The 15,067-nt window shown below is 63.0% G+C and carries 14 protein-coding genes; 11 read left to right on the top strand and 3 right to left on the bottom strand.

Annotated elements, in window-relative coordinates; genetic code table 11:
* Nucleotides 1–26 precede the first annotated feature (26 nt).
* Both AC1Q6Z_RS09815 and AC1Q6Z_RS09810 read left to right on the top strand, forming a co-directional pair.
* A complete protein-coding gene (locus AC1Q6Z_RS09815) occupies nucleotides 27–1,001 on the top strand; it encodes an amino acid ABC transporter permease (protein WP_256114961.1) in 975 nt (324 codons plus the stop codon).
* Entirely contained in the window at nucleotides 998–1,738 is a 741-nt protein-coding gene (locus AC1Q6Z_RS09810; RefSeq protein WP_435264608.1) for an amino acid ABC transporter ATP-binding protein, read from the top strand. Before AC1Q6Z_RS09815 ends, AC1Q6Z_RS09810 begins: the two co-directional genes overlap by 4 nt.
* 30 nt (nucleotides 1,739–1,768) lie before the next feature.
* Here the strand turns inward: AC1Q6Z_RS09810 and AC1Q6Z_RS09805 are convergent, their stop codons facing one another.
* On the bottom strand, nucleotides 1,769–2,647 hold the full coding sequence (locus AC1Q6Z_RS09805; RefSeq protein ID WP_439615473.1) for an aldo/keto reductase family oxidoreductase: 879 nt from the start codon (nucleotides 2,645–2,647) through the stop codon (nucleotides 1,769–1,771).
* A gap of 111 nt (nucleotides 2,648–2,758) precedes the next feature.
* Between AC1Q6Z_RS09805 and AC1Q6Z_RS09800 the strand changes: the two genes are divergently transcribed.
* Entirely contained in the window at nucleotides 2,759–3,676 is a 918-nt protein-coding gene (locus AC1Q6Z_RS09800) for a LysR family transcriptional regulator (RefSeq protein ID WP_439615472.1), read from the top strand.
* A gap of 3 nt (nucleotides 3,677–3,679) precedes the next feature.
* Here the strand turns inward: AC1Q6Z_RS09800 and AC1Q6Z_RS09795 are convergent, their stop codons facing one another.
* A complete protein-coding gene (locus tag AC1Q6Z_RS09795; protein ID WP_435264611.1) occupies nucleotides 3,680–5,134 on the bottom strand; it encodes a TrkH family potassium uptake protein in 1,455 nt (484 codons plus the stop codon).
* Between the two features lie 207 nt (nucleotides 5,135–5,341).
* Here AC1Q6Z_RS09795 and AC1Q6Z_RS09790 point away from each other — a divergent pair, with 207 nt between their 5' ends.
* The gene (locus AC1Q6Z_RS09790; RefSeq protein ID WP_492647627.1) at nucleotides 5,342–6,523 is read left to right on the top strand and encodes a GGDEF domain-containing protein; all 1,182 of its coding nucleotides are present in this window, start codon (nucleotides 5,342–5,344) and stop codon (nucleotides 6,521–6,523) included.
* Between the two features lie 3 nt (nucleotides 6,524–6,526).
* On the opposite strand, the gene AC1Q6Z_RS09785 is transcribed toward AC1Q6Z_RS09790, so the two are convergent.
* Nucleotides 6,527–7,558, bottom strand: a complete 1,032-nt coding sequence (locus AC1Q6Z_RS09785; protein WP_435264613.1) for a LacI family DNA-binding transcriptional regulator — start codon at nucleotides 7,556–7,558, stop codon at nucleotides 6,527–6,529.
* Between the two features lie 273 nt (nucleotides 7,559–7,831).
* On the opposite strand from AC1Q6Z_RS09785, the gene AC1Q6Z_RS09780 reads away from it, so the two are divergent.
* From AC1Q6Z_RS09780 to AC1Q6Z_RS09750, 7 genes are all read left to right on the top strand, one after another.
* Nucleotides 7,832–9,166 carry an ABC transporter substrate-binding protein gene (locus AC1Q6Z_RS09780; protein WP_492647626.1) on the top strand — a complete coding sequence of 445 codons (1,335 nt, stop codon included), beginning with the start codon at nucleotides 7,832–7,834 and terminating at the stop codon, nucleotides 9,164–9,166.
* Nucleotides 9,167–9,274: 108 nt separating this feature from the next.
* The gene (locus AC1Q6Z_RS09775) at nucleotides 9,275–10,222 is read left to right on the top strand and encodes a carbohydrate ABC transporter permease (RefSeq protein ID WP_256114954.1); all 948 of its coding nucleotides are present in this window, start codon (nucleotides 9,275–9,277) and stop codon (nucleotides 10,220–10,222) included.
* A complete protein-coding gene (locus tag AC1Q6Z_RS09770; RefSeq protein ID WP_256114953.1) occupies nucleotides 10,219–11,157 on the top strand; it encodes a carbohydrate ABC transporter permease in 939 nt (312 codons plus the stop codon). Before AC1Q6Z_RS09775 ends, AC1Q6Z_RS09770 begins: the two co-directional genes overlap by 4 nt.
* Entirely contained in the window at nucleotides 11,154–11,342 is a 189-nt protein-coding gene (locus tag AC1Q6Z_RS09765; RefSeq protein WP_256114952.1) for a hypothetical protein, read from the top strand. The genes AC1Q6Z_RS09770 and AC1Q6Z_RS09765 overlap by 4 nt, the downstream gene beginning before the upstream one ends.
* A 4-nt stretch (nucleotides 11,343–11,346) precedes the next feature.
* A complete protein-coding gene (locus tag AC1Q6Z_RS09760) occupies nucleotides 11,347–12,444 on the top strand; it encodes an ABC transporter ATP-binding protein (RefSeq protein WP_492647625.1) in 1,098 nt (365 codons plus the stop codon).
* Nucleotides 12,437–13,432, top strand: a complete 996-nt coding sequence (locus AC1Q6Z_RS09755) for an ABC transporter ATP-binding protein (RefSeq protein ID WP_492647624.1) — start codon at nucleotides 12,437–12,439, stop codon at nucleotides 13,430–13,432. Before AC1Q6Z_RS09760 ends, AC1Q6Z_RS09755 begins: the two co-directional genes overlap by 8 nt.
* Nucleotides 13,433–13,446: 14 nt before the next feature.
* Nucleotides 13,447–15,066: a dihydroxyacetone kinase subunit DhaK gene (locus tag AC1Q6Z_RS09750; protein WP_492647623.1), complete on the top strand. Its 1,620-nt coding sequence runs from the start codon at nucleotides 13,447–13,449 to the stop codon at nucleotides 15,064–15,066.
* The last annotated feature ends 1 nt before the right edge of the window (nucleotide 15,067 follow it).

The following is a 15,067-nucleotide window of genomic DNA, read 5'->3' as shown; positions in this document are numbered from 1 at the left end:
CCGCGCCTTACATTCAGGGAGCGGAGATGCTGTATCCGGATACCGTCGAGTCCGAAGTGCTCGTCCACAAGCCGTGGTTCGTCGCGGTGATGTTTGCGGCGATCTTCGCCCTGTTCCTCACCTTCGATCTCTCGGGAACGTCGATGGGCGAGCTGATGCGCCCGGTGATCGGCGAGCCGCTGGAAAGCGGCATCTACGGTCGCTTCGCCATCGCCTTCGTCATCGCGGTGCTGTTCTGCCTGAACGTCGTCCTGATCGGCTTCGCCTCGCTGCGGGTGCAGATCACGATCGTCTGGCTTGAACTCCTGCTGCTGTTCCTCGCCTTCTTCAAGACGTTCAATCTCAGCCTGCCTTTCATGGCCGAGAAATTGCCCTTCCTCGTCACGCAGGGGCTTTTCACGACGATCTACGTGTCGGCGATCTCCATCGTCATCGCGTCCGCCATCGCCATTCTCGGCGCGGTGGCGAAGCTCTCGACGAACGGGTTCGCCTATGCGATCGCGAGTTTCTACACCTCGTTTTTCCGCGGCCTGCCGCTGTTGATGCAGGTCTACCTCATCTATCTCGGCCTGCCGCAGCTCGGTTTCATCATCGATGCGGTGCCGGCCGGCATCCTTGCGCTGTCGCTGTGCTACGGCGCCTATATGACGGAGATCTTCCGCTCCGGCATCCAGAGCATCGACCGCGGCCAATGGGAGGCCTCGCGGTCGATCGGCTTCGGCTTCGGCATCACCATGCGCAAGATCATCCTGCCGCAGGCGCTGCCCGTCATCATCCCGCCGACCGGCAACCAGTTCATCTCGATGCTGAAGGACAGTTCGCTCGTCTCGGTCATCGGCGTGTGGGAACTGATGTTCCTGGCGCGCACGCTCGGCCAGAAGTCGTTCCAGCATATGGAAATGCTGATCTCCGCCGCGATGCTCTACTGGGGTGTCTCGATCTGCCTCGAACTCATCCAGTCACGCATCGAGCGTCATTATGCGAGGAGCAAAGTCCGATGAGCGAAAAGATCATCGACGTCCGCAACGTCTCCAAATGGTACGGCGCGTTCCGGGTGCTGACCGATGTGAACCTGACGGTGGAAAAGGGCGAGCGCATCGTCATCTGCGGCCCATCCGGCTCGGGAAAATCGACGCTGATCCGCTGCTTCAACCGGCTGGAGGCGCATCAGGAAGGCGATATCGTCGTCAACGGCATTCCCCTGCACGACAAGATGCGCAATGTCGGCGAGGTGCGCAAGAACGTCGGCATGGTCTTCCAGCACTTCAACCTCTTCCCGCACATGACCGTGCTGATGAACTGCATGGTCGGGCCGATGTGGATCAAGGGCGTCTCGCAGGCCGAAGCCCGCAAGACCGCGCTGCAATTCCTGGAGCGCGTGCGCATTCCCGAACAGGCGGACAAATATCCCGTCCAGCTCTCCGGCGGCCAGCAGCAGCGCGTGGCGATTGCCCGTTCGCTCTGCATGCAGCCGGCCGTCATGCTGTTCGACGAGCCGACTTCGGCGCTCGATCCCGAAATGGTGTCCGAGGTGCTCGACACCATGACCAGCCTGGCGCGCGACGGCATGACCATGGTCTGCGTCACCCACGAAATGGCCTTTGCCCGCGCCGTCGCCGACCGGGTGATCTTCATGAATGCGGGGCAGATCGTCGAACAAGGCAAGCCGGAGGAATTCTTCAAGAACCCGCAGCACGAGCGCACGAAGCTCTTCCTCAGCCAGATCCTGAAACATTGAAGGGCCGGCGATTGCCGGCCCGTTCAAGCATCAATCGGCCTTCGCCGCGGCAATGCCGTCAAGCCGCTGCATCGCTTCCGCCGGCAGCTCGATATCGGCGGCGGCAAGGTTTTCGCGCAGATGGCCGCGGGACGATGTGCCGGGGATCAGCAAGATGTTCGGCTTGCGGGCGAGGAGCCAGGCGAGGGCGACCTGAAGCGGGGTCGCTTCCAAATCCGCCGCGACCTCGGAAAGGGTTGCGGATTGCAGCGGCGAGAATCCGCCGAGCGGGAAGAAGGGAACATAGGCGGTGCCTTCCGCCGCCAACTGGTCGATCAGCGCGTCGTCTCCCCGATGGGCCAGGTTGTACTGGTTCTGGACGCAGACGATATCCGTAATTTTCCGGCCATCCGCGATCTGCCGGGCGGTGACGTTCGACAGCCCGATATGCTTGATCAGGCCCTGGCGTTGCAGGTCTGCGAGAACCGTGAGCGGCTCCTCCAGCGAGCCCTCCGCAGGCCCATGCACGTCGAACATGGCGCGCAGGTTGACGACGTCGATGGCGTCGAGGCCGAGGTTCTTCAGGTTGTCGTGCACGGCCTGCTTCAACGCTTCCTTCGAGAAGGCCGGGTTCCACGACGCATCCGCGCCGCGCGTCGCGCCGACCTTGGTGACGATGACGAGGTTGTCACCATAGGGATGCAACGCTTCCTTGATGATCTGGTTGGTGACGTGCGGTCCGTAGAAGTCGCTGGTATCGATGTGGTCGACCCCGCTCTCTATCGCTTCGCGCAGCACGGCGATCGCCTCCGCCCGATCCTTCGGCGGGCCGAAGACGCCTTTTCCTGCGAGCTGCATGGCGCCATAGCCGAGCCGCTTTACCGTGAAGTGGCCGAGTTTGTATGTGCCGGATTTGTCGAGATTGGACATGTCGTGCCTCCATTGTCTGGTCGATCCTGAAATAGGGCGGCTTGTCCGCAGCGAAAATGGGATATAATCCGCACAGCTTGTCCGCAATGGCGGACAGTGGTGGAGGACAACATGACGCTGGGCAGCTCGAACATGGCGGATCTGGGCGCCTTCCTGGCCGTGGCGCGGGCCGGCGGTTTCCGCGAGGCAGCCCGCGCGACCAACAGCAGCTCGTCTGCCTTGAGCGATGCCGTGCGGCGCCTCGAGACCGAGCTTGGCGTCCGGCTTTTCAACCGCACCACGCGAAGCGTCGTGCCCACCGAGGCGGGGCGCGGCCTCATGGAGCGCATCAGCCCGGCCTTCAGCGAAATCGGCGGCGCGCTGGAGCATGTCCGGAGCCTTCGCGGCCGACCGGCGGGAACGTTGAAGCTCAATGTCCCGGTCAGCGCGGCGCGGCTGGTGCTGCCGAAGATCGTGCCGCAGTTCCTAGCCGCCTATCCCGATATCCAGCTTGAAATCGTCACCGACGAGAATTTCGTGGATATCATCGCTGCCGGATGCGATGCCGGGATCCGCTATGACGAACGGCTGGAGCTGGACATGATAGCAGTGCCGATCGGCCCGCGCATTCAGCGCTTCGCCAGCGCCGCATCGCCGTCCTATCTTGCTGCGCGCGGCGAGCCCGAGCATCCGCGGGACCTGCTGTCGCATGCCTGCATTCGTAGCCGCTTCGCCGGCCGGTCGCTCGGCTCCTGGGAGTTCGAGCGTGACGGCGAGGTCGTGCGGGTCGATCCTCCGAGTTCGCTCATCGTGCAGGCGGGCGGCGGTTCGGACCTGGGCGTCATGGCCGCGATCGACGGAGCCGGCATCATATCGCTCTTCGAGGATTGGCTGAAGCCCCACTTCCAGAGCGGCGCCCTGGTCCCCGTGCTGGAGCCGTGGTGGCTGAGCTTTTCCGGCCCGTTCCTCTATTATCCCGGGCGCCGGCTGGTGCCGGCCCCGCTGCGCGCCTTCATCGATTTCATGAAGGTATTGCCGTCGCCCGACTAGCGGTCAGCTTTTCCAGAAGAGCGGCGTCAGCACAACGAGGACAGTCAGAACCTCAAGACGGCCGAGCAGCATCATGATCGTCAGAAGATAGAGCGCCGGATCGGAAATCGTCGAGAAGTTTCCGGCCGGACCCACGATGGGGCCGACGCCCGGCCCGACGTTGGAGAGCGCGGTGATGACGGATGATGCGGAGGTCAGAAGATCGTAGCCCATCGCCGTCATGGCGACGCTGCCGGTGGCCCACAGGAGGAGGTAGGTCACGAAGAAGAGGAAAACGTTACGTTGCAGATCGGGATCAACCGCCATCTTGCCATAGCGCACGATGTGGATCCCGTTCGGATAGATCAGCTTATAGAGGCCAGTGCGGATCGAATTGAAGAGGATGATGAACCGGTAAGCTTTTATGCCGCCGGCGGTCGATCCAGAACATCCACCCATGAAGGTCATGAAAAACGCCATCGTCACCACGAACGGTCCCCAGAGCGTATAGTCCTGGCTGGCAAAACCGGTCGTGGAGAGGATTGTCGACACGGTGAAGAACGAGTGCGTAAGCGCTTCATGGAACGGCACGCCGTTCTGGAGGCGTTGGTAGATTGCGATCGCCACGGAGAACAGCACGAGATAGCCGAGAAACACCCCGATCTGCGGATCACGCAGCGCATCAAGACGGCCGCGGACCATGAAGACGATCAGGATCGAAAAGGGTAGGCTGCAGAGCGTCATGAAGAAGGTGCCGGCCCACAGCAGCGGCAAGCTGTTGAAATAGCCGAATGACGCGTCATGGGTCGAAAAACCGCCGGTCGCCACCGTCGCCATGGCGTGGTTGACGGCATCGAAGCGGCTCATGCCGAGTGCGGCAAAAACCAGCGTGCAGGCCAGCGTAATCAACACGTAGATAAGGACAAACGCCCGGGTGAAGCTGGCGATCCGGGCGAACGGCTTATCGTTCGTGTCGGACGATTCCATTTTGAAGAAGGAGATGCCGCCGACGCGCAGGTAGGGCATGACGAAGAGGCCGAGGGCGACGATACCAATGCCGCCGAGCCAATGGAGGAGCGAGCGCCACATCAGGATGCCTGGCGGCGCATTGTCCAGACCCGAAATGACCGTCGAGCCCGTCGTCGTGATGGCGGAAACGGATTCGAACAGCGCCTTGGCGAAGTTCATGTCGAGAGACGACAACATGAAGGGCAGGGCGCCGACGAGCGAAAAGACCAGCCATAGGACGTTGACCAGCAGAAAGCCCATCTTCTTGTTGAACGGCGGCGGGCCGGCGCGTGTCGCTGCCGCGGTTACGGTTGAAAGGCCGCCGACCAGCACGGCCGACAGCATGAAGACCTTCCAGTCCCGATGGCCATAATAGATGTCGACAAGCGCCGGCACGAGCATGGCTGCCGCAAGATAGAGACCGCAGATTGCTGCGATATTGACGACGGCGCGGTAGATCGTGGCGTTCAACGGAAGGTGTCCTGCGTGCCGGCTATCGACTGGTTCGAAGGATCGAGCGGCCGCAGTCCGTTACTGCGATAGGCAATAACCTTTGCCGGCGTCAAACTCAAGGTCGGTGCGAACGGGCCATCGACGTTCGACGCGGTCCCGCTTTAGGTCGTTGTTCAGCTTTCTGCCGTAACGTTAGGTAATCTTGCTGCATGCGGGGATTTCGGAATGGGCGTCGTGACGCTGGACCAGGTGGAGCGCCAGATCGCGCGGGGCTTTCGGTTCTTGCGTTTTTCTCCGGATATCGAGGCCGCCTTCCGCAGGGACTATGTGGCGGAGCGGGTGCGGCTCGCCGTCATCTGGGGCGTGATCGGCACGCTGATCTACGATCTCGTCTATTTCGGCGACCGCACCATGATGGCGGATGTCTTCACCGCGCTGGTCTTCGCGCGCTTCCTGGTGTTCACGCCCTTCGTGATCGCCTGTATCCTGACCGTCCGCCGTTGGCGGAATGCGCTGCTCTACGATAGTCTTTCCGTCGCGATCGCCGTGATGGGCGTCACCCTGCCGATGCTTGCCGCCACGCAAAGCGCCAGCCCCTACCTTTTCGTCTACCAGAACGGCAACTCCGCCGCCTTTCTGTTCTTCGTCATCGCATTGCGGCCGCGTTTTCCCGCGGTACTTGTCGGGCTCACGCTGATGTGCGCCTCGCATTTCACCACCACGCAGATGACCGGCGCCTTCGACGCCGTGACCTATTCCGGCATCGTCACATTCTATGTGACGCTCTCGATCTTCCTGGCGGTGAGCGCCTATTTCCTGGAGCAGAAGGACCGGCAGAACTTTCTCAATCAGCTGCGAGCCGGCCTGCTCTACGGGCAGCTGGAGCGCAATGCCGAGCGGGACGAGCTGACGGGACTGCTCAACCGGCGCTCGCTCGCGCGGATCTGCGAAGGCCTGTGGAGCGGCGGAAAGCATAAAACCGTGGCCGCCATCCTGCTCGACATCGATCATTTCAAGCGTTTCAACGACGTTCACGGCCATATCGAAGGCGATGCCTGCCTTCGCGCCGTCTCGCGGTGCATCCGCGACACGATGGACGAGGCGTCTTTCGTGTTCCGCTTCGGGGGCGAGGAGATGCTGGTCCTCTCGGTTGATCGGGAACCCTTTGCGGCACTGGCGATGGCAGAGCGCATCCGCGTCGCCATCGAAGGCCTCGCCATGCGCCATCGCGGACTGGACGATGGCTGCGTGACTGTCAGCCTCGGTGTTGCCCTGGCAGCCCCTGCCGAGACGACGCTCGAACAGCTTCTGTGCGATGCCGACAGCGCACTCTACGAAGCGAAGCGCATGGGCCGAAACACCGTGGCGCTCGCGGGCGAAACGCTGATCGACGCCCGCGTCGCCTAGCATTCATTCGAGCTGGAGGTTCTCCTTGAGCAGGACCTCGATACGGATGCGCTCCTGGGAGGCCAGCAGTTCGCGGTGGTCGGCGCGGGCGCGCATGATGCGCAGCGCGCTTCTGACGGCGTGGCCGGGGTCCTGAGCGATCACGGCGTCGATGCGTTCATCCATCAGCGCCTTTTCGCTGAAGGGGGTGCGCTCGTGCGCGACGACGGTGAGGGGGCGGGAACCCTGCGCGTTCCAGACGGCCGACAGCGGCACCCTCGCCTCCGAACTCAGGACGTAGACGGCGACGGTGTCCGGGTTGTGCTGCAGGGTGCGCTGAATGATCAGCTCGGTGCGCTTTTCGTCCGCATAGGTTTCCAGCGACGGCAGGATTTCGAGATGCGGGAACTGGGTGTTGATGATGCTGTCGAAGCCGAGACGGCGCTGGATGCTGTCGAGCGCCATCATGGTTTCCGCCACCACCATGATCTTGCCGGGCTTCTCGCTGATGAAGCGGCCGGCGATCTTGCCGGCGGTGGCACCGGCGGCGAAATTGTCGACGCCGACATAGTCGGCGCTCTCCAGCCGTTCCTGGCCTGAGAGGAATTGCACGACCTTGACGCCGCGCTCGACGAGCCGCATCAGCGCGTCGCGCACCTGTGGCGATTCCGGCGCCATGACGGCCACCCCGTCGATGGCTTCGGGATCGATGGCGGTCAGGTATTTGGCGACATGGTGCGGGTCCGCCATGGGAATCTGCACGGCCTCTACCGCGATGGAATCGGCGCGCAGCGCTTCCTTCGCCTCGGTGACGCGGCCGATGAGTTCCTTGAGATACTGGTCGCCGGAGGTCGGCAGCACGAAGCGGAAGCGATAGGTCTTGTTGCGCGCCAGCGCGACTGCGGCCGGGTTGCGGACGAAGCCGATGCGCTCGATCGCCTCAGCGACTTTGCGCGCGGCCTTCCCGCTGACATTCGGGCGCTCGTTCAGCACGCGGTCGACGGTCGCCAGGCTGACGCCTGCGGCTTCTGCCAGGTCTTTTGCGGTTGGCCGCATGCTCCCGCTTTCCTCCTCCCAAGAGTCTGAATCGGATTTCTCTAGCAAAAGCAGGCGAAAAGCAAGAATTGAAGTGCGCACCTCAAAAATTGCTTGCATTGAGGTGCGCACCTCAATATGACTCTCTCCATGGCCGCGAGGAGGAACACCGCAGCCATGAAAATGGCGTGGAAGAGGGCAGGCCCATGGAGGCGTCCTTCCGCGCCTGTTGCCCGCCACGGGCGTTTTCACCTTTCGATGGAGGTCGGAAGGGAGGGGGAGGAGGCCCCAGCCATGAATTTTCATAAAGTCAGATCATTGACCGCTCTCGGCGCCCTTTTGGCCGCCGGCGTTGCAAACACCGGCCAGGCCGGCGCCGCCGAATTGACGCTGTGCTGGGCCGCCTGGGATCCCGCAAACGCGCTTGTCGAACTCAGCAAGGATTTCGAGGCCAAGAGCGGCAATACGATGAAATTCGAGTTCGTGCCGTGGCCGAACTTCGCCGACCGCATGCTCAACGAGCTCAATTCCGGCGGCAAGCTCTGCGATCTCCTGATCGGCGACAGCCAGTGGATCGGCGGTGCCGCGGAGAACGGACAGTACGTCAAGCTCAACGATTTCTTCGACAAGGAAGGAATCAAGATGGACGACTTCATCCCGGCCACCGTCGTCGGTTATGCCGAATGGCCGAAGAACTCGCCGAACTACTGGGCGCTGCCCGCCTTCGGCGACGTCGTCGGCTGGAGTTATCGCAAGGACTGGTTCGCACGCCCCGAACTCCAGGCGGAGTTCAAGCAGAAATACGGCCGCGATCTCGCGGTGCCGAAAACCTTTGCCGAGCTGAAGGATATCGCCGAATTCTTCCAGAAGCGCGAGATCGACGGCAAGACCGTCTATGGCGCGGCGATCTACACGGAGCGCGGCTCCGAAGGCATCACCATGGGCGTCATGGACGTGCTCTACAGCTTCGGCTTCCAGTACGAAAACCCCGACAAGCCCTATGAGCTGGAAGGCTACGTGAATTCCGCCAAGGCGGTTGCGGGCCTGGAGTTCTACAAGGAACTCTACAATTGCTGCACGCCGCCCGGCCATTCCGATGCCTACATGTCGGAAGACATCGACGCCTACAAGTCGGGCCAGGTCGCGCTGCACATGAACTTCGCCTTCACCTGGCCGGGCATCAACGCCGATCCCAATGTCGGCGGCGACAAGTCCGGCTACTTCCCGAACCCGGCAGGCCCCGATGGCGTCGCCTTTGCCCAGCTCGGCGGACAGGGCATTTCCGTGGTCGCGGCGTCCGAAAAGCAGGAAGAGGCGCTTGCCTATATCAAGTGGTTCGCCCAGCCGGAGGTCCAGCAGAAATGGTGGCAGATGGGCGGCTATTCGGCCCTGCGCAAGGTGGTCGAAGACCCGGGTTTTGCGACCAGTCAGCCCTATGCGCAGACCTTCCTCGACTCCATGGCCATCGTGAAGGACTTCTGGGCCGAGCCGTCCTACGCCTCGCTGCTGCAGGCGGCGCAGAAGCGCTTCCATGACTATGTGGTCGCCGGCCAGGGCACGGCGCAGGAAGCGCTCGACGGTCTGGCAAAGGACTGGACGCAGGTCTTCGACGACGAAGGCAAGTACTGACCGCCACGAGCTTTGTGCCCGCCGCCTCCCAGCGGACCAAGGCGCGGCCGGAGCCGGGGATTTGCCCCGGCTCTGTCGCCGCTCAGTTGAAAAACCAAGGGACATTCAATGCTGAAATCATCCGTGGAGCGGGTCGCCGAAGCGACGCCGCATGCCATTGCCAAACGCATGCACGGCCTGTCTGACCGCGCGCTTGCCTGGCTCTTCGTCGCCCCGTCGATCGTGCTGCTTCTGGCGGTCAACATCTTTCCGCTCATCTGGACGATCCGGCTGAGCTTCACCAATTTCCGGGTCAACCGCCCGAATGCCGAGGTCGAGTTCGTCGGCCTGAAGAATTACCTGAACATCCTGTCCGACCGTGACATCTGGCTGACCATGCAGGCGACCGCGCATTTCCTGATCTGGACCATCGTCCTTCAGGTGCTGATCGGTTTTTCGCTGGCCTACCTGATCAACAAGAAGTTCCGCGGCAATGATCTCTGGACGACGATCATCGTGCTGCCGATGATGCTGAGCCCGGCGGTGGTGGGCAATTTCTGGACCTTCCTCTACCAGCCGCAAATCGGCCTGTTCAACTATGCCGTCGGCTTCCTGACAGGCGCCGACCCGTCGAGCTTTTCCATGATCGGCGACGTGTCGCTGGCACCCTGGGCTATCGTCATCGTCGATACCTGGATGTGGACGCCCTTCGTCATGCTGATTTGCCTTGCGGGCCTGCGCTCCATTCCGCCCAGCATTTATGAGGCGGCCGAATGCGACCGCGCCAGCAAATGGCGGCAGTTCTGGACGATCACCATCCCGCTCGTGCTGCCCTTCCTGATGCTCGCCGTACTGTTCCGCGGCATCGAGAACTTCAAGATGTTCGACCTCGTCGTGCAGCTCACCGGCGGCGGGCCGGGCTCGATCACCGAGCTTACCTCGATCAACCTGAAGCGCGAGGCCTTCGAGAAGTGGCGCACGGGCTATGCATCCGCCTATGCCGTCATCCTCTTCGTCACGGTCTTCGGCCTTGCCTCGATCTACGTCAAAGCCCTGAACAAGGTGAAACAGCGATGAGCTATTCTGTTACCGAGCCGTCCCTGCGGCAGAAATGGTTCGCCGGCAGCCTGGTCGTGCTTTATGCGCTGATCACCATCCTTCCCCTGGTCTGGATCATCGCGACGAGCTTCAAGACGCCGGCGGATGCGATCGCCTATCCGCCGAAAACCTTCTTCACGCCGACGGTGGAAGGCTATGTCAACGTCTTCACCACGCGCACCCGCCTTTCGCCGGAACAGTTGCAGGCGCTCGGCGAGCCCACGACCTGGTACGACAAGCTGGTGCGCAAGGACGGGCTCGTCATCTCCGGCCCCTCGCGCTTTTCCGAACGCTTCACCAATTCGGTGATCATCGGCTTCGGCTCGACGGTGCTGTGCATCGTGCTCGGCACGGCGGCGGCCTATGCCTTCTCGCGCTTCAAGGTGCCGCTGAAGGATGACCTGCTGTTCTTCATCCTCTCCACGCGCATGATGCCGCCGATCGCCGTCGCCATCCCGATCTTCCTGATGTTCCGTTCGCTCGGCCTCAGCGATACCCATGCCGGCATGATCCTGCTCTATACGGCGGTGAACCTGTCGCTCTCGGTCTGGCTGCTCAAGGGGTTCATCGACGAGATCCCGATCGAATACGAGGAGGCGGCGCTGATCGACGGCTACACGCGGTTCCAGGCCTTCTACAAGGTCGTGCTGCCCCAGGCGGCGACGGGTATCGCCTCCACCGCCATCTTCTGCCTGATCTTCGCCTGGAACGAATATGCCTTCGCGGTGCTGCTGACATCCGGCAACGCCCAGACGGCGCCGCCCTTCATTCCCACCATCATCGGCGTCAGCGGGCAGGACTGGCCGGCGGTTGCCGCGGGTGCGACCCTCTTCCTCGTCCCGGTCATGGTGTTCACCATTCTTCTGCGCAAACATTTGCTGCGCGGCATCACATTCGGAGCAGTCCGCAAATGACAAGATTCTTCAACGGGTTGCTGCATCTGCGGCGCGGCGCCTGGGAAATGCTGGCATCGGTGCTGATCGCCATGGGCGTCGTCATGCTCATGCAGCCCTTCGCCCTCGTGCTCTATTCCTGGTCCTTCGTCATAACCTTGCTGGGTACGGTGATGTTCATCATCGTCAGCCATTTCCCGGAGTAGGCTGATGGCGCAAATCAGAATCCAGAACGTGCGCAAGGAATTCGGCGCCTTCACCGCGGTCCGCTCCTCCAGTTTCACCATCGAGGATGGCGAGTTCTTCATGCTGCTCGGCCCCTCTGGCTGCGGCAAGACGACGACGCTGCGCATGATGGCAGGCCTCGAACTGCCGACATCCGGCGAGATCTTCATCGATGGCGAGGAGGTCGGTATGAAGCCGGCGAGCCAGCGCGACATCGCTTTCGTCTTCCAGATGTTCGCGCTTTATCCCCATATGAATGTTCGCAAGAACATCTCCTATCCGCTGGTGAGCCAGGGCTTGCGTGGCGAGGATTTGAAGACGCGCGTCGCCGAGGTCGCCCGCATCCTGCGCATCGAGCATATCCTGGACAAACCCGTCGGCGGCCTTTCCGGCGGCGACCGCCAGCGCGTGGCGCTCGGCCGCGCCATCGTGCGCCGGCCAAAGGCCTTCTTCATGGACGAGCCGCTTGGCGCGCTCGATGCGGAGTTCCGCGAACACATGGCCGAGGAACTGCGCGCGCTGCACGACCGCATGGGCGCCACCACCGTCTATGTCACGCACGACCAGCTTGAGGCCATGCAGATGGGCGACAAGATCGTCGTCATGAACCACGGCGTCGTCGAGCAGTTCGGCCGGCCGCAGCAGATCTATGACTGGCCGGCGACGAAGTTCGTGGCACAGTTCATCGGCTCGCCGCCAATGAACTTTCTGGAGTTCGACGGCATGATAGGCATTGGCGGCGACAGTATCGATCTTGGCGGCGTGAAGGTGAAAGTGCCGGCCACGCGGGAGGGACGGGCCGGGCGGCTGACGCTCGGCGTGCGCCCGGAACATGTGCGGTTCGCCAGCGATGCCGCCTATAGGGGGCGCGTGATCGCCGTCGAATATCTCGGCACCACCCAGATCGTGACGCTCTCCACCGGGCATGGCGACCTGAAGGCACGCATCCCCTCCGGCCATGTCGTGCACGAGGACGAGTTGATCGGCCTCGATTTCGATGCGCGCACGCTGTCGGTCTTCGATGCAGAGAACGGCAAGGCGCTTATTTCCGAGGCCAATGAAGGAGTTCTGGCACATGGCTGAAGTCGTCCTTCAAAACGTGAGCAAGTCCTTCGGCAACACGCTGGCGCTCGACAATGTCTCGCTGACGGTTCCCGACGGCGCCTTCGTCGTGCTGCTCGGCCCGACGGGCGTGGGCAAGACGACGACGCTCAGAATGGTCTCCGGCCTCGACACGCCCGACAGCGGCGAGGTCTATATCGGCGGAAGGCCGATGAAGGGTCTGTCGCCGGCAGAACGCAACGTCGCCATGGTTTTTCAGCAATATTCGCTCTATCCGCATCTGACTGTTCGCCAGAACCTGGAGTTCCCGCTGAAATCCCCGCTCCTCAAGACACCGAAAGACGCGATCGAGCGCAAGGTGCGCGAGGTCGCCGAAACGCTCCAGATCGCCCACAAGCTGGACAACAAGGCGACGGCGCTCTCCGGTGGCGAGATGCAGCGCGTCTCCATCGGCCGCGCCCTTGTCCGCAACCCGCAGATTTTCTTGATGGACGAGCCGTTGAGCTCGCTCGACGCGAAGCTGCGGGCGGATCTGCGCATCGAGCTGAAGCGCATCCAGGCGAAAACCGGCGCGACCCTGCTCTATGTCACGCACGACCAGATCGAGGCGATGACCATGGCGACCCATGTCGGTGTGCTGAACGAGGGCCGGCTCGTGCAGTTCGGCTCGCCGCGCGAGGTCTATGAACAGCCGGTCAGCGTCTATGCCGCGACCCGCCTCGGCCAGCCGCGCATCAACGTGCTGCCGGCCGACATTTTCGCAGGCGCACCTTTCGGGGCCAAAAGCATCGGGCTGAGGCCGGAGCATATCGCCCAGGGCGAGGGCGAGGAGGCGCTTGTCAAGCGCGTCGAACATCTCGGCGACCAGACGCGCCTGCACCTCACCTTCCGCAAACACGACCTCATCACCGTCACGGATGCGCACACACCGCTCAAGGGTGGCGAAACCATAAAAATCCAGCCGTCGCGGCCGCTCTACTTCGACGCGGCCGGCATGCGTTTAGCTTAAGGAGAACAAAAATCATGGCGCAATTCATCAACAAGCGCGAAGACGTCGTCACCGAGGCGATCGATGGCCTGCTGGCCTTGTCCGGCGGCGCGCTCACCCGTCTCGACGGTTATCCGCATATCCGCGTCGTGCTGCGCAGCGATTGGGACAAGTCGCGCGTGGCGATCGTTTCCGGCGGCGGCTCCGGTCACGAGCCCGCCCATGTCGGCTTCGTCGGCGAGGGCATGCTGACGGCTGCGGTGTGCGGCGACGTCTTCGCCTCGCCCAGCGTCGATGCCGTGCTTGCGGGCATCCTGGCGGTGACCGGCCCCGCCGGATGTCTTCTCATCGTCAAGAACTATACCGGCGACCGGCTGAATTTCGGTCTCGCCGCCGAGCGAGCCCGAGCCTTCGGGCTCAATGTCTCGATGGTGATCGTCGGCGACGATATCGCGCTTCCCGACCTGCCGCAGGCGCGCGGCGTGGCCGGCACGCTGTTCGTGCACAAGATCGCCGGCGCGCTCGCCGAGCGTGGCGCCGACCTCGAAACGGTCACGGCGGCCGCAAAGCGCGTCATCGCCGGCACGCATTCCATCGGCATGTCGCTCGATACCTGCCGGGTTCCGGGCTCGCCGAAGGAAGATCGCATTCCGGAAGGCAAGGCTGAACTCGGCCTTGGCATCCATGGAGAAGCCGGCGTCGAGCAGATCGATTTCGCCGGCGCGCGCCCCTCCGTCGCGACCATGGCGGAGCGGCTCGCCGCCGTCATGGGCGAGGGGCCGCATGTCGCGCTGATCAACAATCTCGGCGGCACGTCCGAGCTGGAAATGTCCGTGCTGGCGCATGACCTGCTCGGCTCGTCCATCGGCGGAAAAATCGCCCATGCGATCGGCCCGGCGCCGCTGATGACCTCGCTCGACATGCAGGGTTTTTCGATCTCGGTCTTCGCCGCCGATGCGGCCGAGCTGGAACTCCTGAAGGCGCCGGTCTCGATTGCCGCCTGGCCGGGGGTTTCCGAAGTGCGGCCCATCGCCATCGCGGCCCTGCCGGACGGCCTGACGCCGATCACGCCCATGCGCTCGGAGCATCGGGCGACGCGCGAATTCCTGATCAATTGCTGCAACGTGCTGATCGCCGCCGAACAGGACCTCAATGCACTGGACGCGAAATCAGGCGACGGTGATACCGGCTCGACGCTGGCGGGTGCTGCCCGCGCGCTGATCAACGCGATCGACCGCCTGCCGCTCTCCGATCACACCCAGTTGCTGCGGGCCATCGGTCAGGAGCTGAGTCAGACCATGGGCGGCTCCTCCGGCGTGCTGCTCGCCATTTTCTTCGCCGCTGCCGGCGACGGGGCGTCGAGCGGCCTGCCGATGCGCGAGGCGCTGCGCGCGGGCCTCGCCCGCATGCAGGAGATCGGCGGCGCCAGCATCGGAGACCGGACGATGGTGGACGCCCTTTCCCCCGCCCTCGATGCGCTCGGGGAAAACATCGCCGCCGCCGCAGCTGCCGCAAGGAAGGGCGCGAACTTCACCGCAACACTCACTCGCGCCAAAGCCGGCCGCGCCGCCTACATCAACGCCAAGCAGCTCGAAGGTCACGTCGATCCGGGTGCCGAAGCCGTCGCGCGTCTTTTCGAGCATCTTGCGAGCTGAC

It is taken from the genome of Shinella sp. GW835-FHT14H05 (assembly GCF_058793575.1).
Note: the sequence above shows the minus strand (reverse complement) of the source record. Positions and strands in the feature narration are given on the sequence as shown.